The organism is Streptomyces sp. NBC_00203 (genome assembly GCF_045206325.1).
Classification (GTDB): Bacteria; Actinomycetota; Actinomycetes; order Streptomycetales; family Streptomycetaceae; genus Streptomyces; species Streptomyces lutosisoli.
Window position 1 is genome coordinate 426,470 of sequence record NZ_CP108126.1, and the last position, 26,166, is coordinate 452,635.

Here is a 26,166-nt window from a genome sequence, read left to right on the forward strand (position 1 = left end):
CTATGCGCTAGCAAATAGGCGATATCTTGCCGTGCGCACCTTCCCGGGAACAAACGCTTTCTAGCCGTGGTGCTGGAGGCCTTCGAGGACCGGCGACGTGAAGAAGGGCACTCGCACCGTCGGGTTCAGCGCCAGTACGCCAGCGCCGTCGGCAGGATCAAGAAATCCCAGGTCGCCGTCTATCCCGTCTACGTGGGCGCCCGGGAACACGCGGCGGTGAACCGGAGCTGTACATCCCGCGCTCCTGGACGTGCGTCCCTGACCACTGCCAGGCAGCAGGGCTCGGCGTGGACACTGTCTTCGCGACCAAGCCGGAAGTGGCCCACGACGACGATCAGAGCTGCGGCCACTCGGTCAGGTGCGGGAAGCAGATCGGTGTCCTGGACGGCGACGGCAGGGTCGTCGCCGCAGTCCCGTTCGGGGTCTCACCTTTCAGTGGGTAGAAGCTTCGATCCGTACGCGATCGTTGTCGCAATCGCCGTCGGTCAGAAACGTGGCCAGTGCCTGTCCCTCTTCGGTGACAGTCGTGCGATCGGCTGCGGAGAAAGGCCGAAGCGGGGTGATGACGAGCAGGTTGTCTTTCACAGTCCAGGTGGCAGACACGCGACCGTCCACCAGAACGACACGCTCACCGGCGACCGACAGCCCAAGATGGGCATCGTCAATGATGCGGCTGCGGTCGCGGTAGCCGAGGATCGCGTTGTCAAATGCCGGCAGGAACCTGACGGGCGCGGGTGTGTCCGGGTGGGGGCGCGGCGCGTCAGGGATGTCCAACAGTTCGCGGCCTCGTTCGTCGCGGAAGGTGATGAGTTCTTCGTGCACGGCCTTGACCGCGGCGGGGAGTCCGGCGAGACCGCACCAGGCACGCAGATCGGCCGTGGCGGCGGGACCGTAGGCGGCCAGATAGCGCCGAACCAGCGCTTGTCCGGCTGGGTCGGAGCCCGCCGGTACCGGCGGCGCGATCTCGCGCCCCAGCCATGATGAGAGGGGCACGTTGCGTACGCCCGCTTTGGTGCGCCACAGTCCGCGCGGGGGCAGTTGGGCCACCGGGATCAGAGCGGCGACCAGCAGCTCGCCCAGCACCCGGGGTGGTGGCGCGGGCCAACGATCGCCGAGTGCTTGGACGAGTTCGGCCATGGTGCGGGGTTGGCCGTCGGCCATGACCGCCCGGCCTGCCGCCGCGACCTCTTCCGGGTTCACCCCGGCGAGCTCGCGGCGGTAGGTGGCCAGCACCCGCTGGCGCAGCATGGCGTCATGGCGGGCTCGCCAGGCCAGCGCATCCCCGGCCGTGACGAGGTGGACGGTGCGGCGCATCAGATGGGTGCGCACCACCTCCCGCCCGGTCAACAGGTCGTCCAAAGCGGCGGGATTGAAGCTGCGCAGCCTCGACCACAGTCCGACAAACGGCTCCTGCGGTTGCTGCGCTTGCATCCCGCACAGGTGCGCAACCGCATCGTGGACCGGGACGTCGCTGCGGGCGAGCAGGAACTGCCGGGCGAGAGTCGCGCGGTTGAGGGCACGGGTGGCTAGGACAGTCATCGCATCACGCCGCAGCCCACTCGTCTGCCGGACGCCTGCGCAGCGCCGAGCGCGTGACAGCGGGCGGGCTGTAGGGCACGTCGAGTGAGCCGAGGTCGATACCGCGCGGGACGATCGTGACGGTTGGGCCCTTCGCCCATCCTGCAGTTGACCTTCGTGGCCGGCACAACGTCGTCGCGGCGGCCCCTGAGGGCATTCCCGACGATCCCCTCGGTCTCGCTGTAGGAGTACACATCGGCGGTGTCGAAGAAGTTGATACCGGCGTCCAGCGCCCGGTGCACCAAGCCGATGATGCAGTCGTCGTGATCGGGGTTTCCGACCTTGCCGAACATCATGGTGCCCAGGCAGTAGGCACTCACCTCGATGCCGGTTCGCCCCAGCTCGCATATTTTCACCGTGACCCGGTTCCCTTCTCCACTTCCTGCAGGTCCGCATGGTGCGTTCCTCGCGGACCTCGTCGACAGTCGCCGGTCCCCCGATGTGGCGCAGGGGAGGTGCGGTGCGGGGACGGACGTCTGCCGCACCGCGAAGGTGGTCACCCGTATTACTGGCTCGCGACGTCCAGGACCCAGACGACGCCGAAGCGGTCCGTGAGCATGCCGTAGAGCGGCGCCCACTGCGCGGGCTCCAGCGGCCGCAACACGGTCGAGTCGCTGGACAGCTTCTCCCACAGAACGGTGATCTCCTCGGCGTTGTCGCCGCGCACGGATACGAAGAAGGAGTTCTCACCCTGGTTCCACGGCATCTGGGACGGCACGTCGTAGGCCATGGCGTGGAAGCCGTTCTCCGCGGCCACCTCGCCCCACATCACCCACTCCGCCTCGTCCGCGTTCTGCACGTTGCCCGCGTCCTTGTAGGTGACGGCGACGGTGCGCCCGCCGAAGACGGAGTGGTAGAACTCGAGCGCCTCGCGAGCGTCGCCCCGGAAATTCAGGTGAGTCGTGGTCGTGACGGACATGGTTGGCTCCTTGCCTTCGATTCGTTGCGGGAGCGCCGGGCGCGGACGCCACGGCTGCGGGCCACGGTTGCCGGAGTTTCTGATCGCTCCCGTTCGGTGGCTCGGAGATGAACGTTCCATGGGTAGAGGACAGGTTGTGTCCTCTACCCACGGCAGAATGTGCCCGGTGCAGAAGACTTCCTCGCGACTGCTCGCGCTTCTCTCCCTGCTCCAGACCCGCCGCGATTGGTCGGGCGAGGATCTGGCCAGGCGGATGGACATCAGTCCACGCACGGTCCGCCGCGACATAGACCGCTTGCGGGAGCTCGGCTATCCGATCATGGCCTTCAAAGGGCCCGACGGCGGATACCGGCTCGACGCCGGCTCACAGCTGCCTCCGCTGCTGTTCGACGACGACCAGGCCGTCGCCCTAGCCGTGGCCCTTCAGACCGCAACTGTCACCGGGACCGGCATCGGAGAGGACGCGGCACGCACCCTCAACACCGTCCGACAGGTCATGCCCTCCCGGTTGCGTCACCGGATCGACATGCTCCAGGTCACCGCGGTCGCGCCGTCCGGCGCCCACCCCGGGGCGCAGGTCGACAGCCGCGTACTCATGGCACTCAGCGCCGCCATCCACGCCCACGAGGAACTGCGCTTCGACTACACCCCTGCCTTCCCTCCCACGCCGGACCAGGACGGCAGTGCCGCACGACGGCAGCGCCGGGTGCAACCCCATCACCTGATCACCTGGGGCGGACGCTGGTACCTCCTCGCCTGGGACCTCGACCGCGAGGACTGGCGCACCTTCCGCGTGGATCGCCTCTCGCCGCGCACCCCCACCGGCCCCCGCTTCACTCCACGGGAGCTCCCCGGAGGCGACGTGGCCACTTTCATCACCGGTAGATTCCGAGGCTCCGACGGTCCGGGCGACTGGCCCTGCCGCGGTGAGGTGATCCTCGACCTGCCCGCAAGCGCCGTCGCCCCCTATGCCCCGGAAGGACTCGTCGAGGAACTGGGCCCGGACCGCTGCCGACTCGTTCTCGGCTCGTGGTCATGGCCCGGCCTGGCCTCCGCCATCGGCCGATTCGACGCTGACTTCGAAGTCGTCGGACCGCCCGAACTCAAGGACGCCCTCGCCCGCCTCGCCCGCCGCTACGCCAACGCCGCCGCCGATGGGCGCACCGCGCCATGACACTGTGCCCCTGTTCTCCAATTTGGAGCCTGCCGCCGAGCAGGTCGCCACAGGGTACGGAACGGTGCGGGGCCGACCCGATCATCCTCATCCGCACTGACGGCGCAGTAGTACGGCCGCCAGCACGCCTCGGAACCGGTTCTGAACCCTGGGGGCCGGTCACCAGCCGGCCAGGCCCGGGGCCGCCGTGTCCACCTCCTCCGCTATCTGCGCCGCGACCGCCGGGATCTGCTCGTCCCTGTAGAAGTGCGCGCCGGGGAAGAAGTGCTGGCCGAGCAGGTGGTCAGCGCCCTCGGCCCAGGCCAAGAGCTGTTCGCGGGTGACCACGTGGTCGTCCTCGCCGCCGAAGAGCGAGCAGGGCACGAGGATCCGGGCACGGTCCGCGGGCCTGGGCCGCCAGGTTTCGACCAGTCGGAAGTCCGCCCGCAGACGGGGCTCGTACACCGCCCAGATGTCGTCGTCCTCCAGGATCGCCTGTGGCAGGCCGCCCATGACTGCCAGGGCGGAGCGCAGTCCGGCCGCGGGCAGGGTGTGAAGAGGGGTGCCGCCGAAAGGGGGTTGCTCGGTGAAGGGCGCCTCGCAGGCCGAGATGCCGAGCCAGACGGGCGTGTCCAGGCCCCGTTCGCCGAGCTGGAGCGTCATCTCGTACGCGGCCAGGGCGCCCATGCTGTGCCCGAAGAGGGCGAACGGCGCGTCCAGGAGCGGGTGGACGTCCTCGATGACGTACGCGGCGAGGTCGGCGGCGGTCTCGCACACGGGCACCTTGCTGAGCGGCCCCCGGCCGGGCGCCTCGATCAGGCAGATGTCCCAGTCGTCGGGGAAGTGCGGAACCCAGCCGGTGTAGGCGAGATGGGAGCCACCAGCGTGGTGCAGGACGAACAGCCGCAGGGCCGGGTCGCCGACGGGGCGGGGGCGCCGGGCTCGGTCACGCCGGCGACCAGGTCGCGGACGGCGCTGTGCGGGACGACGACGCCCTTGGGAACACCGGTGGAGCCGGAGGTGTAGCCGACGCACAGCGGACTCGCCTCGTCGACAAGGGCGTTGGGCGCCGCGTCGTCGTTGGCGGCGGGCTCGTCGGGGTGTCGGGCGCGTCAAAAACGGTCAGCAGGGGTGTGGCGGCGTCGACTTCGAAGGAGCGGCTGCGGCGCTGCGTGCCCCGGCCCACGACGACCGCCTGCGCCCGGGCGTCCTTGAGGACGGCGGTGACGCGGTCCTGCGGGGCGTGGCCGTCGAGGGGCAGGTAGGCGGCGCCGGTGCGTACGACGCCGAGGAGCGCGACGACGAGGTCGGCGCCCCGGTCCAGGTCGAGGGCGACCACACTCCCGGGGCCGATGCCGTGTTCGGCGAGGCGGGCGGCCATGCGGCCGGAACTCTCCCACAGGCGCCGGTAGCTGAGTTCGCGGCCGGCGGGTGCCTCGCGTACGGCCAGTGCCGCGGGCGCCTCCCGTACCCGCTCGGCGACCAGACGGTGAACTCCCCCAGCATCCCCGCCTGTTGACCGGACGCGTGGCGCACCCATGAATCCCCCTCATGTTCTGTCGCGGATCACCCGAGCTCTCACCGGGCGCGAGGAAACGACAGAATCGCCCCAGACGTACGGGGGCCACGGCAACCGGAAAGCAGGGTGCGACGGTCGGGCCACATTGCCCGGATTCGCACGGGTTCCCAGGGAAGGGATTCCACTCAACTTCCATATTACGGAAGATCAATTCCGTCTTACGGTAGACTATGCTCCGCGTCTCGACACGTCAATGATCAATCACTCAAGGGGGCGGAAATGATGGACAGCCGCGTCGCACTCATCACCGGTTCGTCGTCAGGGATCGGAGCCGCCGTCGCCGGCGGCTGGCCGCGGAAGGCTTTCGGATCGTCGTCAACTCGGCCCGGAGCGAGGTGGCGGGAAGGATCTCGCGACCGAGTTGCCGGACGCGGTGTACGTACAGGGAGACGTGGCCGACGGTGCGGACGCCCGGCGGATCGTCCAGGCCGCGATCGACGCCTACGGCCGCCTCGACATCCTCGTGAACAACGCGGGCACCACCCGCTTCATCCCGCTGGACGACCTGGAGGCCGCGGACGTCGAGGTCTGGCGGGAGATCTTCGACGTCAACGCCTTCGGCGCATGGCAGCTGACCGCCGCCGCCGTCCCGCATCTGAGGAAGTCCGACGCCGCCTCGGTCGTCAACATCTCGTCCGTCTCAGCCACCCGCGCCCTGGGCAGCTCCGTCCCCTACGCGGTGAGCAAGGCCGCACTCAACCACATGACCCGCCTGCTCGCCTCCCAACTCGGCCCCGACATCAGGGTCAACGCGGTCGCGCCCGGCCTGGTCGACACCCCCTGGTACGACGAGGCCGAGCAGGTCTGGGAGAGCTCCCGGGAGTGGATCACCGCGAACACCCCGCTGCATCGCGTCGGCACGCCCGAGGACGTCGCCGAGGCAGTGCACTACCTCACCCACGCGGCGTACACGACGGGCGACGTCCTGACGGTGGACGGCGGTCGCCACATCGTCTGACACCGGCGCCCCGCCCTTGGCGAGCAGACGGCCCCATGGCCGACAGCATCCTTGAGCAGGCCTTCCGCGCGTTGCGCCGCTTCACGCACGAGAGTTGTACGAAGGTGCGAGCCTGCCCGGCCTCGCGGCATCCGGCGCGGACGATGACTGGCAGCGCGTGGTGCGACGCCGGCGTCGCACCACCCTGTCGCGGCAGGGTTGTTGAAGCCGAGGGGCAGCCTGATCCGGGTGGTGCCGGGGAGGATGAGAGCGGCCCTGACGAAGCCGGGACGTGCCAGTACGGTGCTCCATCCGCAACAGAGACTGAAGTGCTTCCGGCCGGGTCTCCGCAACGTCGGCGGCCCTACGTCGGGCTCCCGTCATGCTGCGGATCGCCCCCATCGGGGGGCCAGTGCCGTCGAATCGTGGGGCACGATGGCCGAGTTGTAGGGTCCAACCGGGGGTGATCGTGTGACTGATCGCAGCTGGGACGACGACAGTGAGTACCGCGACGCAGTCCAGCGCGCCGAACGAGCAACACGGTTCGGCTGGGCAGCGGTCACCGGCACAGCAGGGGTGCTCGGCTGCGTACTGATCGCCATGGCCGTTGTCTGTATGGTCGCAGTCGTGGCGTGCCTATACGTCGTGGTGGCGATGGATTCCTAGAACTTGACGGGCCGCTTGACCATGGTTGCGGCAGTTGCGGTGCCGAGGAAGACGTATCCGCACCCGCTTCAGGTCCGGAGTAATGAAACGCCGGGAGCCGAAGTCCTCTGGAACTGGCCGCAGTTCGAAGTCTCGGAGTCGCGGTGCTGAGGTACCGGGATATCAGGATGTCGGGATGTCGGGGGCCGGCCCGCAGAAGGCCGAGGCGTGCCAGGGACTCGGCGGGCGGCTCCCCATCACCGGCTCGTCGTGCCCCCGTGGCGATGGAGAAACGCGCGCCCGGCCTCGTCGAACTCGATGAGCAGGTCAGAGATGAGCAGACAGGTGAAACACTCCCGGCTGTCGGTGGGCCGGGATATGGTCCCCTCGCAAGATCCCGCACATCAAGATCTTCAAGGGGGAACTCCGCCATGAACAACACCGACAGCAGCAAGCACGAGGGATTCACGGCCGAGGAGCGGGCCGCGATGAAGGACCACGCCAAGGAGCTCAAGACGGCAGCCCGCCGCAGCTCGCGCGCGGACAAGGCGGCGGAGGCGGAGCGGGACGTGCTCGCGAAGATCGCCGAGATGCAGGACTCGGACCGGATCATGGCCGAGCGCGTCCATGCCGTCATCACAGCCAGCGCACCGACCCTCGCGCCGAAGCTCTGGTACGGGATGCCCGCCTACGCGCTGGACGGCAAGGTCGTCTGCTTCTTCCAGAGCGCGGAGAAGTTCAAGGCACGCTACGCGACGCTCGGGTTCAGCGACCAGGCGAAGCTGGACGACGGCACAATGTGGGCGGCCGGTTTCGCCCTGACCGAGGTGACGGCCGACGTGGAGGCGCGGATCGGTGCGCTCGTGAAGCAGGCGGTGAGCTGAGGCGCGTACGCGGTGGAGAAGACTCGGTCGGCGGCGCGCGCAATCAAGCCCAGCCTCTTACGCTGATCAGCTGTGACTGACAGAGCTCAGCTATGGCTGCACAGCGGACTCCGCCCTTTCCAGGTAGTTCACTGCCAGGTGACAGGGCACCGAGGACGATTCGGAGTGGAGGCCGCGGTGGTCGCTCCCGCATCCGACATCCCGGCCTTCATCGACTTCGTGAACCTCACGGACAGCCGGGAACACCCACGCCCGGAGGACTTCCCGGCAGTCGGGACCATGGTCGACGCAGTTGCGCTCGACATCATGCCCTGGGGTGAGCTGCGCTTGACGGCCCGTCCGTCGTCACTCACACGTCAACGGCTACGGGACGCGACCACTCATGAGAAGGAAATGCCTCCCGGGGACTCCTGATGTCCGCCGAAGTCATCCGCCAATAGCTCGGGCGGACAGGTGCGATGGAGCACCCGGGAGTGGATGAGGCACGGGCCCGGCGATCACGGAATTGCGATCCGCTGTGACCACGGGAGAGATCTGTGCCTGGACTGCCGTCGTGGCTGGCGCTTCAGCCGATACGAGTTCCTGCGCCGCCGACATGGACGCGCCGGTCTCCGGCGCGCAGCGTCACGGTGAGCTCGCCGGGGCGGCCCAGGTCCTCGCCCTGATGCAGGGTGAGGACGGCGTCCTCGGGGACCAGGCCGAGCTCACGCGCGTACGCACCGAACGCGGCGGCCGCGGCGCCGGTCGCCGGGTCCTCGACGACGCCGCCGACAGGGAAGGGGTCACGGACATGGAAGACGGTGGCCGACTCCCGCCATGCCAACTGGATCGTGGTCAGGTCCAAGCGGTGCATCAGGGCTTCGAGGCGCGCGAAGTCGTACGCGAGATCTGCGAGGCGGGCGCGCGTCGCCGCCGCGAGGACGAGATGGCGGGCGCCGGCGAACGCGATACGGGGCGGGAAGGCCGGGTCGAGATCGGCTACCGGCCAGCCGAGCGCCGCGAGTGCCTCATCGAGGTCGGCGTCGGCGATCTCCTCGATGTGCGGCTCGACACTGGTGAGCGTGGCCTTGAGCGTCCCGCCCTCCTCGGCCACCTCCACCGGCACGGTCCCGGCCCGCGTCGCGAACACCAGCTCCCCGGCGCCAATCCGCTCGGCAAGCGCGACGGCGGTCGCGACGGTGGCGTGCCCGCAGAACGGCACCTCGGCCTTGGGGCTGAAGTAGCGGATGGTGTACGCCCGTCCCTCCTGGCCGCCGAGGCCCTCCGGGGGCGCGGTCAGGAACGCGGACTCCGAGTATCCGAGATCGGCGGCGATGGCCAGCATGTCACTGTCGTCCAGGGCGCTGGCGTCCAGAACTACGCCGGCGGGGTTTCCGCCGTCGGGGGCACTGGAGAAGGCGGTGTATCGCAGCACCTCTGGCCGCGGCGCATTTGTCGTCATGCTCGCGGCAACACGGGGCAGGCCCGCGGCCATTCCCGGATGGCTGAGTACGCGAGTTGCGACTCTGGCTCAACTTCTGTGGTGCTTCCTCTCGGCACGGCGGGCTAGGGTGTCGCGTCGTGACCGTTTTGATCGTTGGTGGTTCCGGGTTCTTGGGTGCCGAGCTGGTCCGGCAAGCGGCAGCGTCCGGGCACACGACGGCCGCGACCTACGCGACCAGGCCCGGGAGCACTCAAGACATCGCGTGGCACGCCCTCGACCTGCGGGATCCCGGAAGTGTGGAAGCGGTCGTGACCAAGGTCAGCCCTCGTGTCATCGTCAACGCATCGAGCGGCAAGGCGGACTGGGCGGTCACCGCCGAGGGTCCTGTCCGTCTGGCGATGGCTGCGGCGAAGTCCGGCAGCCGGCTGATCCATGTCTCCAGTGACGCCGTGTTCTCCGGCGCTCGCGTCCACTACGACGAGTCCTGCCTGCCCGATCCCGTCACCCCGTACGGGGCAGCGAAGGCCGCGGCGGAAACAGGGGTTCTTCTCGTTCATCCGGACGCCGTGGTCGCCCGCACCTCGCTGATCATCGGCGACGGGCAGTCCGTACACGAACGTGCCGTGCACGAACTTGCCGCCGAGCCCCGTACCGGCGTCTTGTTCACAGACGACATCCGTTGCCCGGTGCATGTGGCCGACTTGGCCGCAGCTCTCATGGAACTCGCGTCGGGAGATGCGAGCGGCATCCACCATCTCGGTGGCAATGAGGCCCTCAGCCGTCACGAACTCGGCATCCTCATAGCCAGGCGCGACGGACTCGACGCCTCCCGACTGCCCACGGGTCTGCGCGCAGACAGCAAGCTTCCCGGGGGCCTCGACGTACGCCTCGACAGCCGCGCGACCCAGCGCAAACTCCGCACCCCGCTGCGCGGCGGCCACCAGTTCCTCACCCCGGCGGTTTGATGAACTGGGCGCGTCATCAAGGCATACGATCAGGCTCCCTTCGCTCTGGAAGGTGATCTGTCGATGCCGGTGCCGAGTCTGCTCGCGGTTTTCGCTCACCCGGACGACGAGTCCCTGTGGTCGGGCGGAGTGCTTGCCCGGCACGCGGCCGCAGGAGCTCGAACTGCGGTTGTTACGGCGACCTGGGCCGCTCACACTCAGCGCGGCGCGGAACTGGCCGAAGCACTTCGGATCCTCGGCACAGACGAGCCGCGCATGCTCGGTTACGCCGACGCCTGGGCACCTCAGTCAGCTCCGGGCGGCGTGCGGTTGTGCGATGCGCCGCTCGACGAGACGGTGGGGCGGTTGGTCGCGCAGTTGCGGGAGTTTCGCCCGGAGGTCGTGGTCACCCACGACGCCTACGGTGGGCTGACCGGTCATCCAGACCATGTGCACACCCACCGGGTGACCACGCTCGCAGTCCAGGCAGCCGGACTTGAACGGCTCTATCCGGGTGCAGGTGACCCCTGGCAGCCGAGCGCCCTCTACCTGGCCACGCATCCGCACTCGGCCGTACGGACGCTGAGCGACCTGGCCCGTGCGGGGAAGGCGATGAACAGTGTTCCGGACGAACGGATCACCGCGACCGTCGATGTCAGCCCCTGGCTGGAGCAGAAATGGGCTGCCGTGCTGGCCCATCGCACCGAGGTGGAGCGAGGGGCCGCACCGGGTCTGTTTGCCAGCCTCCCGGCAGCAGTCCGAGAGCGGATTCTCTCCACCGAGTGGTACATCCGCCAGGACACCGTCTCCCCCGTCGCACATCAAACCGAACTGACAGCTTGAGCATCACGGGCCACAGTGATGAGACGGCGAATTGGGACATGGCCGCGCGGGCCTGAAAATGGTTCACACCTCGACAACCTGGTGGGCCACCAGCACGTCACCGCCTGCGTGAAGACGCGGTCAGGCGGGCTGCCACAGCTCGACCCGATTGCCCTCAGGATCGGTGACCCAGCCGAATCGACCGACACCCTCCATGTCCTGCGTCTCTTCAGCCACGTCCGCTCCCTTGGCGCGCAATTGCGCGAGCATCGCTTCCAGGTCGCGGACCCGGAAGTTGAGCATGGTCTGCTGGGCGCGGGACCCGAAGTAGTCGCTCTCGGACTCGAACGTCGCGAACACCGTCGGCCCGGTCTCCTGACGCCACAGACCGTTCTCATCGGCGTCCAGGCCCAGGCATTCGCGGTACCACGCGCCCAGGGCCACCGGGTCGGCGGCCCGCAGGAAGTAGCCACCGACTCCAAGCACACGTTCCATGCCGCCATCTTGCCAGGACGGTGATCGGGCGTGGTGGCACCACACCATCGCCCGCTGCACACCCCCGTCTCAATCCCGCGGGAACTCCTAAGCCGTCGCCACGAGCAGTTCCTCTGCACTGGACGTCCGAAGACGGTCCGTCCTGTCGGCGAAGTAGCGCTGGTTGAGCATGGCCCCCGACACATGCCGGGCCTCTTTGAAACCGGTATCGCGGGCCAGTGCCAGCATCTCCTCCGGGGTGAAGAAGCTGATAAAGGGCGTCCCTGATGCTCGGGCGCCGTGTTCCGCCGCCTGGCGCATGGGGCGAGCCTCCTCATCGACGAGCTCCAGTGGCGGCATGAACGACATGGCCAGCGTGGAACCCGGGGCGAGCACGGCCACCTGGCGCAGTGTGGCCGCGTTCGCGTCCTTGGTGAGGTACATGGAGACGCCCGTGGAGGCCACCACCGCCGGCTGTCCCGCATCGAAGCCGGCGGCCACCAGCTGCTCCCACCACGAGTCGCCCGCCTCGAAGTCAACCGGTACGAGCCGCAGCCACTCGGGGACACCGAAGCCGAGCTCCATCAGGCGCTGCCGCTTCCAGGCCTGCGGACCGGGCTGGTCGACCTCGAACACCCGCAGGCGGGAGGCGATCTCCGGCCTGCGCTGGGCGAAGGTGTCGAGGCCGGCGCCGAGGATGACGTACTGGCCGACGCCCTGACCGACCTGCTCGACGACCAGATCCTCGACGAAGCGAGCCCGGGCCACGATGCCCGCCCGGACGCGGCTCATGGCGTGCGGGTCCATGTCCGGGCGTCGGCGCCATCCGTCGTCCGGGGCCGCCAGCCGCAGGCCGATCTCGTCCTCGAGCACGTGTGGCGGCGGATCGACCTGGACGTGCATGGCCCGCCACAAGGCGACCCGCTCCGCCGTACTGTCCACCGCCGCAGCTCGCTCGTCGCCCATGATGATGTCTCCTCCCGTTGCAAGGTCGTCCCTCGTGCTTCGCAACGCTAGGCAGGAGGATGCTTACGGCGCTTCTTCAGAATTGCGCTTCGATCACCGGCTCCAAGGTCGGCTTCCAGCCCGTGTTCGTGCCCGAACGTCGCCGTTACCCCAGCGATCTGTCCGACGCCCAGTGGGAGTTGGTCGAGCCGGTCTTGACCGCGTGGCGGGCCGAGCGCCGCGGCCGCGGGCTGGAGGGCCGGGATGAGGAGCCGAGTGCGGGTGGTCGAGGCCCGGTCCTTCTTCACAGAGCCGGTCTCGTCGACGATGAGAACACCGCCGTCTGCCCCGAGGTGTTCGACGGCGTAGGTACGGACGTCGTCGCGGACCTCGTCTCGGACGGCATCCGCGTCCCAGCGGGAGTAGCGCGGCAGGTGCTGCATCGGCCCGGGCCGGGCGCAGCCGGCCCGCTCGGCCAGCCGCCAGCAGTCCTTTCGCTCGACACCCGACACCAGCCCGAGCAGGTAGGCGCGGGCGGTCGCCCGGGGCTCAATCCGCCCGAGCCGACCGGCGATCCGGGCCATGAACTGGTCGAACACCGCCCACCAGCGGACGGGGTCTATGCCATGGCCTGCGGCCACCGCACGATCTCCAGGAGTGCACACAACCGCCGATGACCACGCTGTGGCCGTACCTATTCTCAGCCCCGCTCATCCGTCGCTTCGGGCGCGATACGACGCCGTGTCCTATGCGATGCCGGGACCGTCGAGGAAGCGAAGCAGCACGGCAGCCTCCGCGCGGAGCCGCGCGGCTCGGTCAGCGTGCGCGGGCGCTGTCAACTGCGCTGCAACCTCCAGTCGCTCGGCGGCCTCAGCGCGCACGACATCCACCACACTGCGCTCGCTCAGCTCACGCCGCGCTGCTTCGGTGACGCCTACGCCAACCGGCGACTGCTCAAGGGCCAAGCCGCGGAGTTCAGCTTCGTCCACTGGCACCGCCTCCGCGTTGTCCAGCGCAGCAAGCGTTGCGCGCAGGGCACTCACCGCGGCCTTGTCGCGGGCGCGCATCGCTTCCGGCAGTGCTTGACGCATACGTAGACGCAAAGACATGCCGGTGACCTTATGGCGCCGCCCCGGGACCCACAACGCGATATACGTGCAGCACCAGACTCCCCGCCAACCGAGGCGCTACACCCCCGGCAAGATCGCGAAGTCGGACTGGAGTACGGGAGTACTGGACCGGAGGCGAGCGCGACACCTCACATCGATCGGAGGTCGACACGCTCGTCTCCGTGGCCCAGAACGTCGTAAGCACCGGCGTGACCACCGTTTGGGCGGTCATCCGGCTCCTCGTACGGCGGTGCCGTGAAGGTGAGTTGAGGGAAGGTGGCGGCGGAGACGCTTGGCGCGCGTTCGAGGTGGAAGTGGGACCGGCCTTGGAGAACGGGCGGCTGGCTGCGCAGCACTGGCACGGCCCGCACACCGCGCAACGCCGCCTGGATCATCCCGCGTCGACCGGCTGTAGCCTCGGCCCTTATGAGTTGGCTTCCTGAGGACTTCGCCCACCCCGTCTACGTGCCCGTGCCCGACACCGCGCTTCACCTGCGGCCGATCCGGGAGGCGGACACCGCGCTCGACTACCCCGCTGTGATGGGCTCCCGAGAGCGCCTGTGGGAGATCTTCGGCCCGGCCTGGGCCTGGCCGAAGGAGACGATGACCTATGAAGAGGATCGCGTCGACCTGCTTCGGCACGAGAAGGAGATAGCCGCGCACCAGTCGTTCAACTATGCGCTGCTGGACGAGGAGGAGACGGCGATCCTCGGCTGCGTCTACATCGACCCGCCCGAGCGCACCGGCTCCGACGGCGAGGTCTCCTGGTGGGTGGTGGACGACCTCGTCGGCGGCGAGGTGGAGCGCGCGCTCGACGCGCTGGTGCCGCAGTGGATCGCCGCCGACTGGCCCTTCCAGCAGCCCCGTTGTCTGGGCCGCGACATCACCTGGCAGGAGTGGCTCGCGCTGCCTCGCGCCTCGTGATGTGAGGTACTACGTCCTTCTCGGGTACGGAAGCAGAGCTGATCACCTTTGCTGCTGGCCGACTGGAGAAGCTCTGTTGAGAATCGCTCCTCGCCGCCATGCGCGACCTCGTCGATGAGGTCCACACCGTGCGCCCAGATGGTCTTCCGTACGTCGGTAGGAGAGGTGAGCGCTGCGACGGCTCACGTGCGGGCACCGTGAGATCACTCACCGATGTCGGGATCGCCACGAGACGGCACACCCGGGTTCGTCCGCGAGAGCCAAAAACTATTTGGCGGCGATGTCGAGAACCCGTGTCCGGCTCCGTCCCCGCAGTGAACGCGACCACAATGGGTCGCACAGCACCGAGGAGAACCACGATGGCCAAGTACCTGCTGCTCAAGCACTACCGCGGCGCCCCGGCTGCGGTCAACGACGTCCCCATGGACCAGTGGACGCCGGAGGAGATCTCGGCCCACGTGCAGTACATGAACGACTTCGCGGCCCGGCTGGAGAAGACCGGCGAGTTCGTCGACAGCAAGGCCCTCTCCCCCGAGGGGACGTTCGTCCGCTACGACGGCGAGGGGCGTCCGCCGGTCACCGACGGCCCGTTCGCCGAGACCAAGGACGTCATCGCCGGCTGGATGGTGATCGACGTCGACACCTACGAGCGCGCCGTGGAGCTGGCCGGTGAGCTGTCGGCCGCCCCCGGAGCGGGTGGCAAGCCGATCCACGAGTGGCTGGAGCTGCGCCCGTTCCTGGGCGTGCACTCCACCACTACGGAGTGCACTTCGAAGTGAACGAGCTCCTGTTGAGGAGCCTCACGCCGAGCGTGCTCGCCATCCTCGTCCGCCGCGGAGCAGACTTCGCGGCGGCCGAGGACGCCGTACAGGACGCGCTGGTCGAGGCAGTCCGGGTCTGGCCGGACGATCCGCCGCGGGATGCGAAGGGCTGGCTGGTCACCGTGGCCTGGCGGAAGTTCCTGGACGCGACCCGGGCGGACACCGCACGCCGCCGGCGTGAGGACCGTATCGACGAGGAACCTGCACCCGGGCCCGCACCCGCGGCGGACGACACGCTCCAGCTCTACTTCCTGTGCGCCCATCCGTCGCTGACGCCGTCGTCCGCGGTCGCGCTCACGCTGCGCGCCGTGGGCGGGCTGACCACGCGCCAGATCGCCCAGGCGTACCTGGTGCCTGAGGCGACCATGGCGCAGCGCATCGGTCGGGCCAAGCGCACCGTCTCCGGCGTGCGGTTCGACCAGCCCGGCGACGTCGCCACCGTGCTGCGCGTCCTCTACCTGGTCTTCAACGAGGGCTACTCCGGCGACGTCGACCTCGCCGCCGAGGCCATCCGGCTCACCCGGCAGCTCGCGGCCGCGATCGACCACCCCGAGGTGTCGGGGCTGCTCGCCCTCATGCTGCTCCACCACGCCCGGCGCGCCGCCCGGACCGCGCCCGACGGCAGCCTGGTGCCGCTCGCCGAGCAGGACCGCGGCCGGTGGGACACCGCGTCGATCGCCGAGGGCGTCGAGATCCTGCAGGCGGCCCTCGCCCGTGACCGGCTGGGCGAGTTCCAGGCCCAGGCCGCCGTCGCGGCGCTCCACGCCGACGCGCCCACGGCCGAGGAGACCGACTGGGTGCAGATCGTCGAGTGGTACGACGAGCTCGCGCGCCTGACCGACAGCCCGGTCGTCCGGCTCAACCGCGCGGTGGCCGTCGGCGAGGCAGACGGACCGCGCGCCGGCCTCAACGCACTCGCGGCGCTGGACGACTCGCTGCCCCGCCACACCGCGGTGGCGGCCTACCTCCACGAGCGCGACGGCGACCTGGCGACGGCGGCACGGCTGTACGCCGAGGCGGCCCAAAAGGCACCCAACCTCGCCGAGCGCGACCACCTGACGCGCCAGGCTGCCCGGCTCAACGCCCGTCGGTGTCGCTGACGGGTCGCGCTCGGATTTTCCCGCGGCACTGGTGCGGCCCCATGGCCGGATCGGCTGCTTGATGCTGTTGGTCGACACGTTCACCAGGACCTTGTCGACCTCGTCCAGCACGGCGCCGCCACCGTGGGAGCCTGCGCTCCCTGGCACGCGCCGCCCACCGTGCCCTCCCGTCGTCGACGACCCCAGTAATCAGGCCTCAGTACGCGGTGAGCCCGTGTTCCCTGAACTGCTCACGGACGCGCTCCGTCAGCGCCGGTTCGGGAACCGGGTTGTCCCGCAGCGGGAAAGGGACCCCGAGTGCCTCGTACTTCGAGGCGCCCAGCTTGTGGAACGGGAGGACGTCCACGCGGTCGACATTGCCGAGACCGGCGACGAAGCGGGCGAGCCCGTTCACGGCCTCCGGGTCGTCGGTCCAGCCGGGGACGAGAACGTAGCGGATCCACACCGCGATGCCGAGGCTGTCCAGGCGGGTGGCGAAGTTGAGCGTGGGGGCCAGTTCTCCGCCGGTCAGCTTCCGGTAAGCCCGAATGTCGAAGGACTTGATGTCCAGGAGTACCAGGTCTGTGTCGGCGAGGAGTTCGTCGGAGGCGCGCTCACCGAGGAAGCCGGAGGTGTCGAGTGCGGTGTGCAGCCCCATCTCCTTGCAGCGGTGGAGGAGTTCGGCGGTGAAGGCGGGCTGGAGCAATGGCTCGCCTCCCGTGATCGTCACCCCTCCCCCGGCCGTGGTGACGAAACCCCGGTACTTCTCGGTCTCCGCCATCACCTCGTCGACCGTGACCTCGCGGCCGTCCCGCATGTGCCAGGTGTCGGGGTTGGCGCAGTACAGGCACCGCAGCGGGCAGCCGCTGGTGAAGAGGACGAACCGGGTCCCGGGACCGTCCACGCCGGTGGACAGGTCCCAGGAGTGGATCCGGCCCGTCGTCACGACCTTCATCGCGCTCACAGCGATCCGTGGAAGGTGCGGCTGATCACGTCGAGCTGCTGCTCACGGGGCAGACGGACGAAGTTGACGGCGTACCCGGAGACGCGGATGGTCAACTCCGGGTACTTCTCGGGGTGTTCCATCGCATCCTCCAGCGTGGCCCGGTCCAGGACGTTGACGTTCATGTGGAAGCCGCCGGAGGCCATGTATGCGTCGAGGATGCCGACCAGGTTCCCGGCCCGCTCGCCGGGCGCGTGTCCCAGGCCCTCCGGGGTGATCGTCGTCGTCAGTGAGATGCCGTCGCGGGCCTGCTCGTACGGCAACTTGGCGACCGACAGGGCGGAGGCGGCCACACCGTGCCGGTCACGCCCGTTCATGGGGTTGGCCCCGGGCGCGAAGGGCTGTCCGGCGCGCCGGCCGTCGGGGGTGTTGCCGGTGTGTTTGCCGTAGACGACGTTCGAGGTGATCGTCAGTACGGACTGGGTGTGCTCGGCGTTCCGGTAGGTCGGGTGCTTGCGCACCTTGGCCATGAAGGACTCGACCAGGCCGGCCGCGAGGGCGTCGGCGCGGTCGTCGTTGTTCCCGTACGCCGGCCAGCCGCCCTCGGTCTCGAAGTCGACGGCCAGCCCGGTGTCGTCCCGGATCACCTTCACCCGGGCGTATTTGACGGCGGACAGGCTGTCGGCGGCGACCGAGAGACCCGCGACACCACAGGCCATGAAGCGGTGCACCGGGTGGTCGTGCAGCGCCATCTCGATGCGCTCGTAGGCGTACTTGTCGTGCATGAAGTGGATGACGTTGAGCGTGTTGACGTACGTCCCCGCCAGCCAGTCGAGCATGCGGTCGTACGCCGCCGACAGCTCCTCGTAGTCCAGGTACTCCCCGGTCAGCGCGGGTGCCCGGGGCGCGATCTGCTCGCCGGTCAGCTCGTCCCGGCCGCCGTTGATCGCGTACAACAGGGCCTTGGCGAGGTTGACCCGTGCCCCGAAGAACTGCATCTGCCTGCCGACCGCCATCGCCGACACACAGCACGCGATCGCTGTGTCGTCCCCGGTGCGCGGGCGCGTCAGCTCGTCGGACTCGTACTGGACGGCGCTGGTGTCGATGGAGACCTGGGCGCAGAACTCCTTGAAGCCCGCGGGCAGTCGGGGCGACCACAGCACGGTCAGGTTGGGTTCAGGGGCCGGGCCGAGGTTGTAGAGGGTCTGCAGGAAGCGGAAGGAAGTGCGGGTGACCAGCGGACGCCCGTCCGTGCCCATGCCGCCCAGGGACTCCGTCACCCAGGTCGGATCGCCGGAGAACAGCGCGTCGTACTCGGGGGTGCGCAGGAACCGTACGATCCGCAGCTTGATCACGAAGTCGTCGATCAGGTCCTGGGCGCGGGACTCGTCGAGCGTCCCCTCCTCCAGGTCCCGTTGCAGGTAGACGTCCAGGAAGGTGGAGGTGCGGCCCAGCGACATGGCGGCGCCGTTCTGTTCCTTCACGGCGGCGAGATAGCCGAGGTAGAGCCACTGCACGGCCTCGCGGGCGGTGGTCGCGGGGCGGGAGACGTCGCAGCCGTACGAGGCCGCCATCCGCGTCAGTTCGTCCAACGCCCGTGTCTGCTCGGCCAGTTCCTCCCGGTCGCGGATGACGTCGGACGTGGACGGTTGTGCGTCCAGCAGGGCGCGCTCCGCGTGCTTGGCCTCGATCAGTCGGGCGGTGCCGTACAGCGCCACGCGCCGGTAGTCGCCGATGATCCGGCCGCGACCATAGGCATCGGGCAGTCCGGTGATGATCCCGGCCTTGCGGGCGGCGCGCATCTCGGGTGTGTAGGCGTCGAAGACACCGTCGTTGTGGGTCTTGCGGTAGGTGCCGAAGACGCGGGTGACGAAGGGGTCGGGCTCGTAGCCGTATGCCTTCAGGCTGTTCTCGACCATCCGCAAGCCGCCGTTGGGCATGATCGCGCGCTTCAGCGGGGCGTCGGTCTGCAGGCCGACGATGAGCTCCCGCTCACGGTCGATGTATCCGGGCGCGTGCGAGGTGATCGTCGACGGGGTCCTGGTGTCGACGTCCAGGATGCCCCTGCGCCGTTCCTCCGGGAACAGGGCGCTGACCTTCTCCCACACGGTGCGGGTGCGGTCCGTCGGGCCGGTCAGGAAGGCCGCGTCGCCCTCGTACGGTGTGTAGTTGGCCTGGATGAAGTCGCGTACGTCGACGCGCTCGCGCCATTGCGTTCCGGCGAAACCGCGCCATGCCTCGAGCGCGCGTGTCCCGGCTGTCACTGTCGCTGTCATCGCCGGTTCTCTCCCTTGTTCCGCACTGGAATGTCTCCCTTTCCATACTCGTGCGACACGATCGCCGTCAGGAGGGCCGGGCAGGGCCCACGCCCCCGCCGTGCGGCCCCCCGGCGGGGGCCGTCCGGCCCCCTTGTCACGGGCCTTTACGCGACTGGCAGATCCGGCCGGACGAGGGTGCCCGCGTTGCCGTGGACGATCTCGTACGCCGCGTCCAGGGATCCGATCGCGGCCAGTCCCCCGGTGTGTTCGACGAACCGCGCGGCGGCCTCGGTCTTGGGGCCCATAGAGCCGTCGGGGAAGCCGCCGCGGCGCAGCTCGGCGGGGGTGGCACCGAGGACGGGCCGCTGACCGGGGGTGCCGTAGCCGTCGTAGACGCAGGGCACGTCGGTGAGGATGAGCAGGAAGTCCGCCTTCAGGTCCTCGGCGAGCAGCGCTGCCGTGAGGTCCTTGTCGATGACGGCCTCTGCTCCGGTGAGTGCGCCGGTGTCGTGGTTGGCGGTGACGGGGACGCCTCCGCCGCCGGCGCAGATGACGAGCGTGCCGCTGTTCAGCAGTTCGTGGACGGTGTCGGTCTCCAGAACGCGTTCGGGTGCCGGGGAGGGGACGACGCGGCGCCAGCCGGTGGTGTCGGCGGCGATGTGCCAGCCGCGCTTGCGGGCGAGCGTGGACGCCATCTCGTAGGGGTAGACCTGGCCGACGAACTTGGTGGGGTGGTCGAAGGCGGGGTCGTCGGCCCGGACGAGGGTGTGGGTGACCAGCGCGGCGATCCGCCGTCCGGGCAGGGCGTCGTGCAGGGTGCGGGCCAGCAGGGAGCCGATCATGCCCTGGGTCTGGGCGCCGAGCAGGTCCAGCGGGTAGGGGGCGCTCAGCGCGGGGTCGGCGGCGCTCTCGACGGCGAGCAGGCCGATCTGGGGGCCGTTGCCGTGGGTGATGACGATCTCGTGTTCCTGCGCGAGGGCGGCGATCGCGGTGGTCACCCGGTCGATGTTCGCCTCCTGGACGGCCGCGTCGGGGCGTTCGCCGCGGTGCAGCAGTGCGTTGCCTCCGAGGGCGATGACGATGCGCATGGCTCAGTCCGACAACCGGTCGTACATCCAGCAGGAGTTGTCGCGTGGGAAGAGGTGGTTGGGCAGCGGGGCGAGCGCGAAGGCCTCGGTGTCCAGCGCGTTCCAGACCAGGCTGTGCGGGGTGGTGAGCGGCAGGTCGCTCTTGAGCATGCCGCCGATCAGGTATCCCGCGAGGCTCTCGCCGTCCAGCTCGGCGCAGCGCTCGCGTACCGCGTCCAGCAGGGCGGGGCCGATGGTCGCGGGGGTGACGACCCGGTCCAGGAGCCAGTCGCGGCCCTCCGGCACGTCCAGGGTCTGGGCCAGCAGGTCGGCGAAGTAGTGCACCCGGGCCCCGTGGTCGCGCAGCACCTGGGCGAAGGCGTCGTGCTCCTCACGGGCGCGCTTGGCCCAGAGGATGTCGTCGAACAGCAAGGAGTCGACGTTGCGCGGGGTCAGCCGGGAGAGTTCCAGGCCGGGGCGGTGCAGGATCACCTGGCGGAGGCGGCCGACTTCGGAGTCGACGTGGAAGGCGGTGGTGGCGTTCATGGCGGGGCTGCTCCTGTGGTCGTACGGGTGCGGGGCTGGCTCGGGGGGCGGTCAGTCGCGGTTGCGGAGGCGGTTCCTCCGGAGGGCACCGGTGCGGCTCGTGGGCACGGCGTGGGAGATCCGCTTGGCCGTCGGGATGGCGGTCTCGGGAGCCCTGTCGTCGGGGAGAGGCCCGGGGGCCGTCGGCTGCTCGCCGTACACCCCTTGGCCCCGCTTCAGCCACACGTACACCGGCAGTCCGAGCAGCAGGACGAACAGCCCGTAGTAGACGGTCTGGTACCCGCTGCCCTGGATCGACCAGTACGAGAAGGCCATCGCGAGGACGGAGACGGTGATGTCGCGGGCCAGCCGCCGGGGGCTGAGGTTCTCGCGTCCGCGGACCAGCAGCCAGTACAGCTGGGCGGCGGCGGAGAAGAGGTACGGGATCACGGCGGTCAGCACGCTCAGCAGCACGATCTTGGTGAAGACGTCGTCGAAGCGCGTGTAGCTGAACACGGTGATCAGCGAGGCAAGGACGGTGGAGGCCACGATGCCGAAGACCGGGACGCCGTTCTCGCCGCGCAGCTTCGCGAAGGCCCCGGGGAAGAGTCCGTCGCGGGCGGCGGCGTACGGCATTTCGGCGCAGAGCATGGTCCAGCCGTTGAGGGCGCCGATGCCGGAGATGATGGCGGCCACCGCGACCGTGTCGCCGGCCCAGGTGCCGCCGAAGATGTTGTTGGCGGCGTCGGTGAAGGGCGCGGTGGAGGCGCCGAGTTCGCCGTGCGAGACGGTGCCGAAGACGGCGAGGGTGCCCAGGATGTAGATGACGGCGCAGGCGAGGGTGCCGTACACGGTGGCGCGCGGCACGTTGCGGCCGGGCTTGCGGACCCGGCCGGCGACCACGGAGGCGGCCTCCAGGCCCAGGTAGCTGAACAGGGCGATGGCCGCGGCGGCCGAGATCGCGCCCAGCGCCGACTGGCCGCTGGCGTTGAAGGAACCGAAGTTGTGCGGGTCGATGAACAGCAGACCGATGGTGGCCATGAAGACCAGCGGGATGAACTTCAGTACGGTGGTGACCACTTGGACGGCGCCGATGTTGCGTACGCCGGTGAGGTTGATCGCGGCCGGGATCCACAGCCCGACGAGCGCGATGAGCACCGACATCGCCGTGCGGTGGCCGGTGTTGACGAACACCTCGACATATCCGACCCACGCCACCACGATCGCGGCGTTCCCGGCCCACGCGGTAATCCAGTACGACCAGGCGTTGAGGAAGCCGGCGAACTCGCCGAAGGCCTCCCTGGCGTAGACGTACGGACCGCCGCTCGCCGGGACACGCTTCGACAGCGCCCCGAAGGTCACCGCCAGCGCGAGCGCGCCGAGCGTGACGGCGCCGAACGCCACGAGCGAGATCGGCCCGTACGGTGCCAGGGCGGACGGGAGCGCGAAGACTCCGGTGCCGATGATGCTGCCGATCACGAGCGCGGTCGCCGAGGGAAGGCCGAGGGCCGCCCTGGGGGACGGCCTTTCGTCGCTTCTTTGGGTGCTGGACATGGCTGTGCTCCTTGCGCGGGTCGCTGGGGACGGGCTGCGGATGACTCGATCCGCGAGCGATCCTGCTCGGCGGCCGTCATCGCGGTCAGTGGCCACCCGTCCCCCGCCGGGCCCATTGGTCCCGTTCGGGGAGTCCCGAACGGCCCTGTGCTCCGCCTCCCAGGTGGGTGGGGATGCGGAGCACAGGGCCGTTGACGTGGCGCAGGTCTGGTCAGGAGGACAGGTCCACCCCGTACATCGTGTGACCTCCGACGAGTTGACGACCGGTCACCAACTCGGGCTCGATACGGATGAAGACCTCGTCGGGCGAGGCCACCCAGGAGCGTGGGCCGGACCGGGTGAGCCGGCCGTTCTCGACGGGATCGGTCACCACCGTCGCGCGGCCGGTGAGCACGACACTCCAGCCGGAGTGCGCCGCCGCATCCACCTCGTCCGCTTCGAAGGCGATCACCACGCCGTCGATCGCGGCCGCCAGCTCCGAATCGGCCGCAGTGCGCATCAGTACCGCAAAGTCGGTGTCCAGGCAGAAGTTGACCGGCAGGACGGCGGGCAGGGCATGGCGCGTGTGGACGACGCGGCCGATCGGCGCCCGCTGCAACAGACGCAGGCACTCCTGGCGGTCGAGTTCACGGAAGCCGTCGTTGGGATTCATCACTGGGTTCAACTTTCACGGGGTACGGCCGTACACGTTTCATCCTCTGGGGCGGCGAGGGACGAGGCGAGGGCCTGTCGGTCCAGAACGGCCGGAGAACGGCCGCCCTTCGGAATCCGCTCCTGACCATGGGGTCAGCGCACCGCTATCCGGCGCCCGGTGGTTTCGACGGGTTCGAGGCGCACCCATACATCGCGCTCGCCGCCCGCCCACGGTCCGCTGTACGCGAGCTCCGTCAGCCGGCGCACGGCGTCGGGGTCCGTCACGGCCCGGGCGAAGCCGCGTATGAGCACGCTCCAGCCCTGGCTGAGCGCCTCGTCGATGTGGTCGACCTCGAAGGCGACGTGCGCCCCGACAGCTGTGGCCGGTACGGCGTCGGCTGCCGTCCTGAACATGACCTCACCGTCGATGACCGTGTAGTTCAGGGGGACGATGACCGGCCCGTCCGGCGTTTCCATCGCGATCCTGCCGACGCCGTGCCTGGAGAGCCGGGTCCGGCACTCCTCGGCGCCGAGTTCGATCAGCTCGGGGTGGCGGGCGGCCCGGCCGATACCGGGTGGAAGATCGGCGTCGCCGCCGCGCAGGGCCGCCACGCTCGTCTGCAACGCGTCCGCGAGCCGGATGAGGACGGCGGTCCCGGGCATCGCGGTGGACTGTTCCTCCAGGTACTGGACGTAGCCGGGAGCCGTGCCCGCCCGGGATGCCGCCTCCTCCCGGGTCAGTCCGAGTTCCTCGCGTCGCTGAGCGATGCGACGCCCGATGTCGCCCCGTGTGCTGTCCGCGGTGGCGGACACGGCATTCGACGGTGTCTGCTCCGACATGGCCGTTCACTTCCTCGTCTCAGGACGCCCTGACCGTCAGGGCGTCGTGCTGCGGTGCGCCGAGGACGACCTTGAGCGCGCCGGTGTCGGCGGCCCGTGAGAAGACGTCGTAGGCCTCCTCCATCGCGTCCAGCGGGAAGGTGTGGGTGACCAGGGACGACGTGGGCAGTTGCCCGGCGGCCGTCATACGCAGCAGGGTGGGCGTGGAGTAGGTGTCGACCAGGCCGGTGGTGATCGTCACGCTCTTGATCCACAGGTCTTCGAGGTGGAGTGTCACGGGCTTGCCGTGCACGCCGACGTTGGCCACGTGTCCGCCGGGCCGCACCATGCGCGTACACGCCTCGAAGCTCGCCGGCACCCCCACCGCCTCGATGACCACATCGGCCCCCAGGCCCTCGGTGAGGTCGGCGACCAGCTGCTCCGCCTCCTCCCCCGCCATGGCCACCGCGTCGGCGCCGAGGCGCTTGGCCGCGTCCAGCCGGGCCGGGGCCAGGTCCACGGCGATGATCTTCCCGGGGGTGTAGAGCCGTGCCGTGGCGATCGCTGCGAGCCCGATCGGCCCGGCTCCGACCACGACGACGGTGTCCGCGGGCCGTACCCGCCCGTTCAGCACGCCCACCTCGTAGGCGGTGGGGAAGATGTCGGCCAGCAGCACGGCGTCCTTGCTGTCCACGGCACCCGGCAGCAGATGCGTCGACAGATCCGCATGCGGTACGCGGACGTACTCGGCCTGCGTGCCGTCAATCGAGTGGCCGAGGATCCAGCCCCCGCCGCCGCGGCACTGCCCGTACATGCTTTCCCGGCAGTAGCGGCAGCGGCCGCACGCCGTGATGCACGAGACCAGGACACGGTCACCGGGGCGGACCGTGCGGACGTCGCCGCCCACGTCGACGATCTCCCCGACGGCTTCGTGTCCGAGCACCGTGCCGGGGCGTACCTCCGGTACGTCGCCGTTGAGAATGTGCAGATCGGTCCCGCAGATCGTGACGGCGTCGACACGGACGACCGCGTCGGTGGCATCCTGGATACCGGGATCCGCCACGTCCTCCCACGCGGACTCTCCGGGACCGTGGAACACGAGTGCTTTCATGACGATTCCTTTCCGGACCTGGCGGATGCCTGTGGCGGGGGCGACGCCGTGTGCGTGCCCTCTTGCACACGACAACCGCCTCTCTGGGGATCACCGGCTCTGACGGTGGTGGGACGCCCTTCGACGACCTCCTCGCGCGTGGATTGACCTTGTATGTCCAGCCTGAGCGTGACATCCGCTGTCCGCTTGGGCCGGTCGGTCCCCATAGAGGGACCAGGCAGGGCCGTTCAGGCCGACCGACGGCCTCGCATACGAGCACGGCGTCGTCCTTCCTCGCGAGACAAGGGCCGAACGGCCCGCCGCCGGATGCCGGGGAGCACCGGACGGCCCCACGATGCCGCCCGGTCGGCCCCTGCCCTCGCGTGGTCCCCGATGCCACCGTCCTGTCTAGGACGAGACGACGAGGAGGTGCAGTCAGATGCGCGGCAGCAAGCGTGTGAGGCAACTGCTGTGGCGGTGGCGCAGCAATCCCCTTCGACGACACGACGACGTCGTCGAGGCCTGGATCGTGCTGGCCGTCTGGGCGGTCATCGCGATCGGCGGCACCCTGGCCGGCGTGCTGACAGCGCATGCCGCCGACGGGTCCTTCGCGCGGCTTCGCCAGGAGCGGCACTCGGTCCAGGCCGTCCTCGTCGGGAGTGCGGACCAGACAGTGGCGGTCGGGGCGGACACGTCCTACAACCATGTCCGGGCGACGGTCCGCTGGACGGCGAAGGACGGCTCCCAGCACACCGGCCGGGCCCTCGTGGAAACCGGGCGTCAGTCGGGATCGAAGGTCGTCGTCTGGCTGAACAGCAAGGAGCAGCTCACCACGGCGCCGACATCCGCCTCGTCGGCCGCCGTCGAGGCGGCCGTGCTCGGAGCCGGAGCCGCACTTGCCTTCGGTGGCCTGGCGTTCGCCGCCGGACGGGTCGCACAGTGGCGGCTCGACCAGCGGCGCTACGACCAGTGGGGGCGAGAGTGGGATCGGGTCGGACCGCGGTGGCGGCGCAAGACCACGTGAGGTGTCACCGGTCCGTA

General features: G+C 69.5%; 26 protein-coding genes and 5 pseudogenes. 12 read left to right on the forward strand and 19 right to left on the reverse strand.

Annotated features, from left to right (window positions below):
* Nucleotides 1-88: 88 nt before the first annotated feature.
* A pseudogene (locus OG975_RS02140) lies at nt 89-323 on the forward strand (transposase); the annotation flags it as partial.
* 109 nt (nt 324-432) lie between these two features.
* Here the strand turns inward: OG975_RS02140 and OG975_RS02145 are convergent.
* The 3 genes and pseudogenes from OG975_RS02145 to OG975_RS02155 all read right to left on the reverse strand — a co-directional run bounded on the left by OG975_RS02145 (nt 433) and on the right by OG975_RS02155 (nt 2,497).
* Nucleotides 433-1,539 carry a winged helix DNA-binding domain-containing protein gene (locus OG975_RS02145; protein ID WP_406326943.1) on the reverse strand — a complete coding sequence of 369 codons (1,107 nt, stop codon included), beginning with the start codon at nt 1,537-1,539 and terminating at the stop codon, nt 433-435.
* A 98-nt stretch (nt 1,540-1,637) separates the two neighbouring features.
* A pseudogene (locus OG975_RS02150) lies at nt 1,638-1,874 on the reverse strand (aldo/keto reductase); the annotation flags it as partial.
* Nucleotides 1,875-2,083: 209 nt separating this feature from the next.
* Complete coding sequence (locus OG975_RS02155) at nt 2,084-2,497, reverse strand: VOC family protein (protein WP_406326945.1); 414 nt, start codon at nt 2,495-2,497, stop codon at nt 2,084-2,086.
* Between the two features lie 166 nt (nt 2,498-2,663).
* Here OG975_RS02155 and OG975_RS02160 point away from each other — a divergent pair, with 166 nt between their 5' ends.
* The gene (locus tag OG975_RS02160; RefSeq protein ID WP_406326947.1) at nt 2,664-3,671 is read left to right on the forward strand and encodes a helix-turn-helix transcriptional regulator; all 1,008 of its coding nucleotides are present in this window, start codon (nt 2,664-2,666) and stop codon (nt 3,669-3,671) included.
* A 159-nt stretch (nt 3,672-3,830) separates the two neighbouring features.
* On the opposite strand, the gene OG975_RS02165 is transcribed toward OG975_RS02160, so the two are convergent.
* From OG975_RS02165 to OG975_RS02175, 3 genes are read right to left on the reverse strand one after another with little or no spacing between them, the layout of a single operon-like run.
* Complete coding sequence (locus tag OG975_RS02165; protein WP_406336118.1) at nt 3,831-4,559, reverse strand: thioesterase II family protein; 729 nt, start codon at nt 4,557-4,559, stop codon at nt 3,831-3,833.
* Complete coding sequence (locus OG975_RS02170; protein ID WP_406336119.1) at nt 4,466-4,687, reverse strand: hypothetical protein; 222 nt, start codon at nt 4,685-4,687, stop codon at nt 4,466-4,468. Before OG975_RS02170 ends, OG975_RS02165 begins: the two co-directional genes overlap by 94 nt.
* Nucleotides 4,597-5,190 carry an AMP-binding protein gene (locus tag OG975_RS02175; protein WP_406326948.1) on the reverse strand — a complete coding sequence of 198 codons (594 nt, stop codon included), beginning with the start codon at nt 5,188-5,190 and terminating at the stop codon, nt 4,597-4,599. Before OG975_RS02175 ends, OG975_RS02170 begins: the two co-directional genes overlap by 91 nt.
* A 400-nt stretch (nt 5,191-5,590) precedes the next feature.
* Here OG975_RS02175 and OG975_RS02180 point away from each other — a divergent pair, with 400 nt between their 5' ends.
* The 3 genes from OG975_RS02180 to OG975_RS02190 all read left to right on the forward strand — a co-directional run bounded on the left by OG975_RS02180 (nt 5,591) and on the right by OG975_RS02190 (nt 8,109).
* Nucleotides 5,591-6,187, forward strand: coding sequence for an SDR family NAD(P)-dependent oxidoreductase (locus OG975_RS02180; protein WP_406326950.1), 597 nt, complete (start codon nt 5,591-5,593; stop codon nt 6,185-6,187).
* A gap of 1,055 nt (nt 6,188-7,242) precedes the next feature.
* On the forward strand, nt 7,243-7,695 hold the full coding sequence (locus tag OG975_RS02185; RefSeq protein WP_406326952.1) for an iron chaperone: 453 nt from the start codon (nt 7,243-7,245) through the stop codon (nt 7,693-7,695).
* A 177-nt stretch (nt 7,696-7,872) separates the two neighbouring features.
* Nucleotides 7,873-8,109: a hypothetical protein gene (locus OG975_RS02190; protein ID WP_406326954.1), complete on the forward strand. Its 237-nt coding sequence runs from the start codon at nt 7,873-7,875 to the stop codon at nt 8,107-8,109.
* 151 nt (nt 8,110-8,260) lie between these two features.
* On the opposite strand, the gene OG975_RS02195 is transcribed toward OG975_RS02190, so the two are convergent.
* Nucleotides 8,261-9,136 carry a PhzF family phenazine biosynthesis protein gene (locus OG975_RS02195; RefSeq protein ID WP_406326956.1) on the reverse strand — a complete coding sequence of 292 codons (876 nt, stop codon included), beginning with the start codon at nt 9,134-9,136 and terminating at the stop codon, nt 8,261-8,263.
* 119 nt (nt 9,137-9,255) lie between these two features.
* On the opposite strand from OG975_RS02195, the gene OG975_RS02200 reads away from it, so the two are divergent.
* Both OG975_RS02200 and OG975_RS02205 read left to right on the forward strand, forming a co-directional pair.
* Nucleotides 9,256-10,083, forward strand: a complete 828-nt coding sequence (locus tag OG975_RS02200) for an SDR family oxidoreductase (RefSeq protein ID WP_406326958.1) — start codon at nt 9,256-9,258, stop codon at nt 10,081-10,083.
* Between the two features lie 63 nt (nt 10,084-10,146).
* Nucleotides 10,147-10,905 carry a PIG-L family deacetylase gene (locus tag OG975_RS02205; protein WP_406326959.1) on the forward strand — a complete coding sequence of 253 codons (759 nt, stop codon included), beginning with the start codon at nt 10,147-10,149 and terminating at the stop codon, nt 10,903-10,905.
* A gap of 120 nt (nt 10,906-11,025) precedes the next feature.
* Here OG975_RS02205 and OG975_RS02210 read toward each other — a convergent pair whose 3' ends face one another.
* A complete protein-coding gene (locus tag OG975_RS02210) occupies nt 11,026-11,379 on the reverse strand; it encodes a VOC family protein (RefSeq protein WP_406326961.1) in 354 nt (117 codons plus the stop codon).
* Between the two features lie 87 nt (nt 11,380-11,466).
* Nucleotides 11,467-12,324 (reverse strand): class I SAM-dependent methyltransferase, encoded by an 858-nt coding sequence (locus OG975_RS02215; protein WP_406326962.1) that lies wholly within the window; start codon nt 12,322-12,324, stop codon nt 11,467-11,469.
* A 128-nt stretch (nt 12,325-12,452) separates the two neighbouring features.
* Here OG975_RS02215 and OG975_RS02220 point away from each other — a divergent pair.
* Nucleotides 12,453-12,566, forward strand: a pseudogene (locus tag OG975_RS02220) (IS5/IS1182 family transposase); the annotation flags it as partial.
* A gap of 54 nt (nt 12,567-12,620) precedes the next feature.
* On the opposite strand, the pseudogene OG975_RS02225 reads toward OG975_RS02220, so the two are convergent.
* Both OG975_RS02225 and OG975_RS02230 read right to left on the reverse strand, forming a co-directional pair.
* Nucleotides 12,621-12,887, reverse strand: a pseudogene (locus OG975_RS02225) (IS701 family transposase); the annotation flags it as partial.
* A 162-nt stretch (nt 12,888-13,049) separates the two neighbouring features.
* Nucleotides 13,050-13,370, reverse strand: a complete 321-nt coding sequence (locus OG975_RS02230; RefSeq protein ID WP_406336120.1) for a hypothetical protein — start codon at nt 13,368-13,370, stop codon at nt 13,050-13,052.
* Nucleotides 13,371-13,838: 468 nt separating this feature from the next.
* Between OG975_RS02230 and OG975_RS02235 the strand changes: the two genes are divergently transcribed.
* The 3 genes from OG975_RS02235 (at nt 13,839) to OG975_RS02245 (ending at nt 16,257) form a co-directional block, all read left to right on the forward strand.
* Complete coding sequence (locus OG975_RS02235) at nt 13,839-14,336, forward strand: N-acetyltransferase (protein ID WP_406326964.1); 498 nt, start codon at nt 13,839-13,841, stop codon at nt 14,334-14,336.
* A 359-nt stretch (nt 14,337-14,695) separates the two neighbouring features.
* Nucleotides 14,696-15,115 (forward strand): YciI family protein, encoded by a 420-nt coding sequence (locus tag OG975_RS02240; RefSeq protein WP_406326966.1) that lies wholly within the window; start codon nt 14,696-14,698, stop codon nt 15,113-15,115.
* Entirely contained in the window at nt 15,112-16,257 is a 1,146-nt protein-coding gene (locus tag OG975_RS02245) for an RNA polymerase sigma factor (RefSeq protein WP_406326968.1), read from the forward strand. The genes OG975_RS02240 and OG975_RS02245 overlap by 4 nt, the downstream gene beginning before the upstream one ends.
* 196 nt (nt 16,258-16,453) lie before the next feature.
* On the opposite strand, the gene pflA is transcribed toward OG975_RS02245, so the two are convergent.
* The 8 genes and pseudogenes from pflA to OG975_RS02285 all read right to left on the reverse strand — a co-directional run bounded on the left by pflA (nt 16,454) and on the right by OG975_RS02285 (nt 25,146).
* A complete protein-coding gene (gene pflA, locus OG975_RS02250; RefSeq protein ID WP_406336121.1) occupies nt 16,454-17,191 on the reverse strand; it encodes a pyruvate formate-lyase-activating protein in 738 nt (245 codons plus the stop codon).
* Between the two features lie 5 nt (nt 17,192-17,196).
* Complete coding sequence (gene pflB, locus OG975_RS02255) at nt 17,197-19,455, reverse strand: formate C-acetyltransferase (RefSeq protein WP_406326970.1); 2,259 nt, start codon at nt 19,453-19,455, stop codon at nt 17,197-17,199.
* A gap of 146 nt (nt 19,456-19,601) precedes the next feature.
* Complete coding sequence (locus OG975_RS02260) at nt 19,602-20,525, reverse strand: carbamate kinase (protein ID WP_327426079.1); 924 nt, start codon at nt 20,523-20,525, stop codon at nt 19,602-19,604.
* A gap of 9 nt (nt 20,526-20,534) precedes the next feature.
* Nucleotides 20,535-21,050: pseudogene (locus OG975_RS02265) on the reverse strand (arginine deiminase family protein); the annotation flags it as partial.
* Nucleotides 21,051-21,101: 51 nt separating this feature from the next.
* Nucleotides 21,102-22,583, reverse strand: a complete 1,482-nt coding sequence (locus tag OG975_RS02270; RefSeq protein WP_406326972.1) for an APC family permease — start codon at nt 22,581-22,583, stop codon at nt 21,102-21,104.
* 211 nt (nt 22,584-22,794) lie between these two features.
* Entirely contained in the window at nt 22,795-23,235 is a 441-nt protein-coding gene (locus tag OG975_RS02275; RefSeq protein ID WP_406326974.1) for a pyridoxamine 5'-phosphate oxidase family protein, read from the reverse strand.
* Between the two features lie 134 nt (nt 23,236-23,369).
* Entirely contained in the window at nt 23,370-24,056 is a 687-nt protein-coding gene (locus OG975_RS02280; RefSeq protein ID WP_406326976.1) for a helix-turn-helix domain-containing protein, read from the reverse strand.
* A gap of 19 nt (nt 24,057-24,075) precedes the next feature.
* Nucleotides 24,076-25,146 carry a zinc-dependent alcohol dehydrogenase family protein gene (locus tag OG975_RS02285; protein ID WP_406326977.1) on the reverse strand — a complete coding sequence of 357 codons (1,071 nt, stop codon included), beginning with the start codon at nt 25,144-25,146 and terminating at the stop codon, nt 24,076-24,078.
* 418 nt (nt 25,147-25,564) lie between these two features.
* Here OG975_RS02285 and OG975_RS02290 point away from each other — a divergent pair, with 418 nt between their 5' ends.
* Nucleotides 25,565-26,149, forward strand: coding sequence for a hypothetical protein (locus tag OG975_RS02290; protein ID WP_406326979.1), 585 nt, complete (start codon nt 25,565-25,567; stop codon nt 26,147-26,149).
* Nucleotides 26,150-26,166 lie beyond the last annotated feature (17 nt).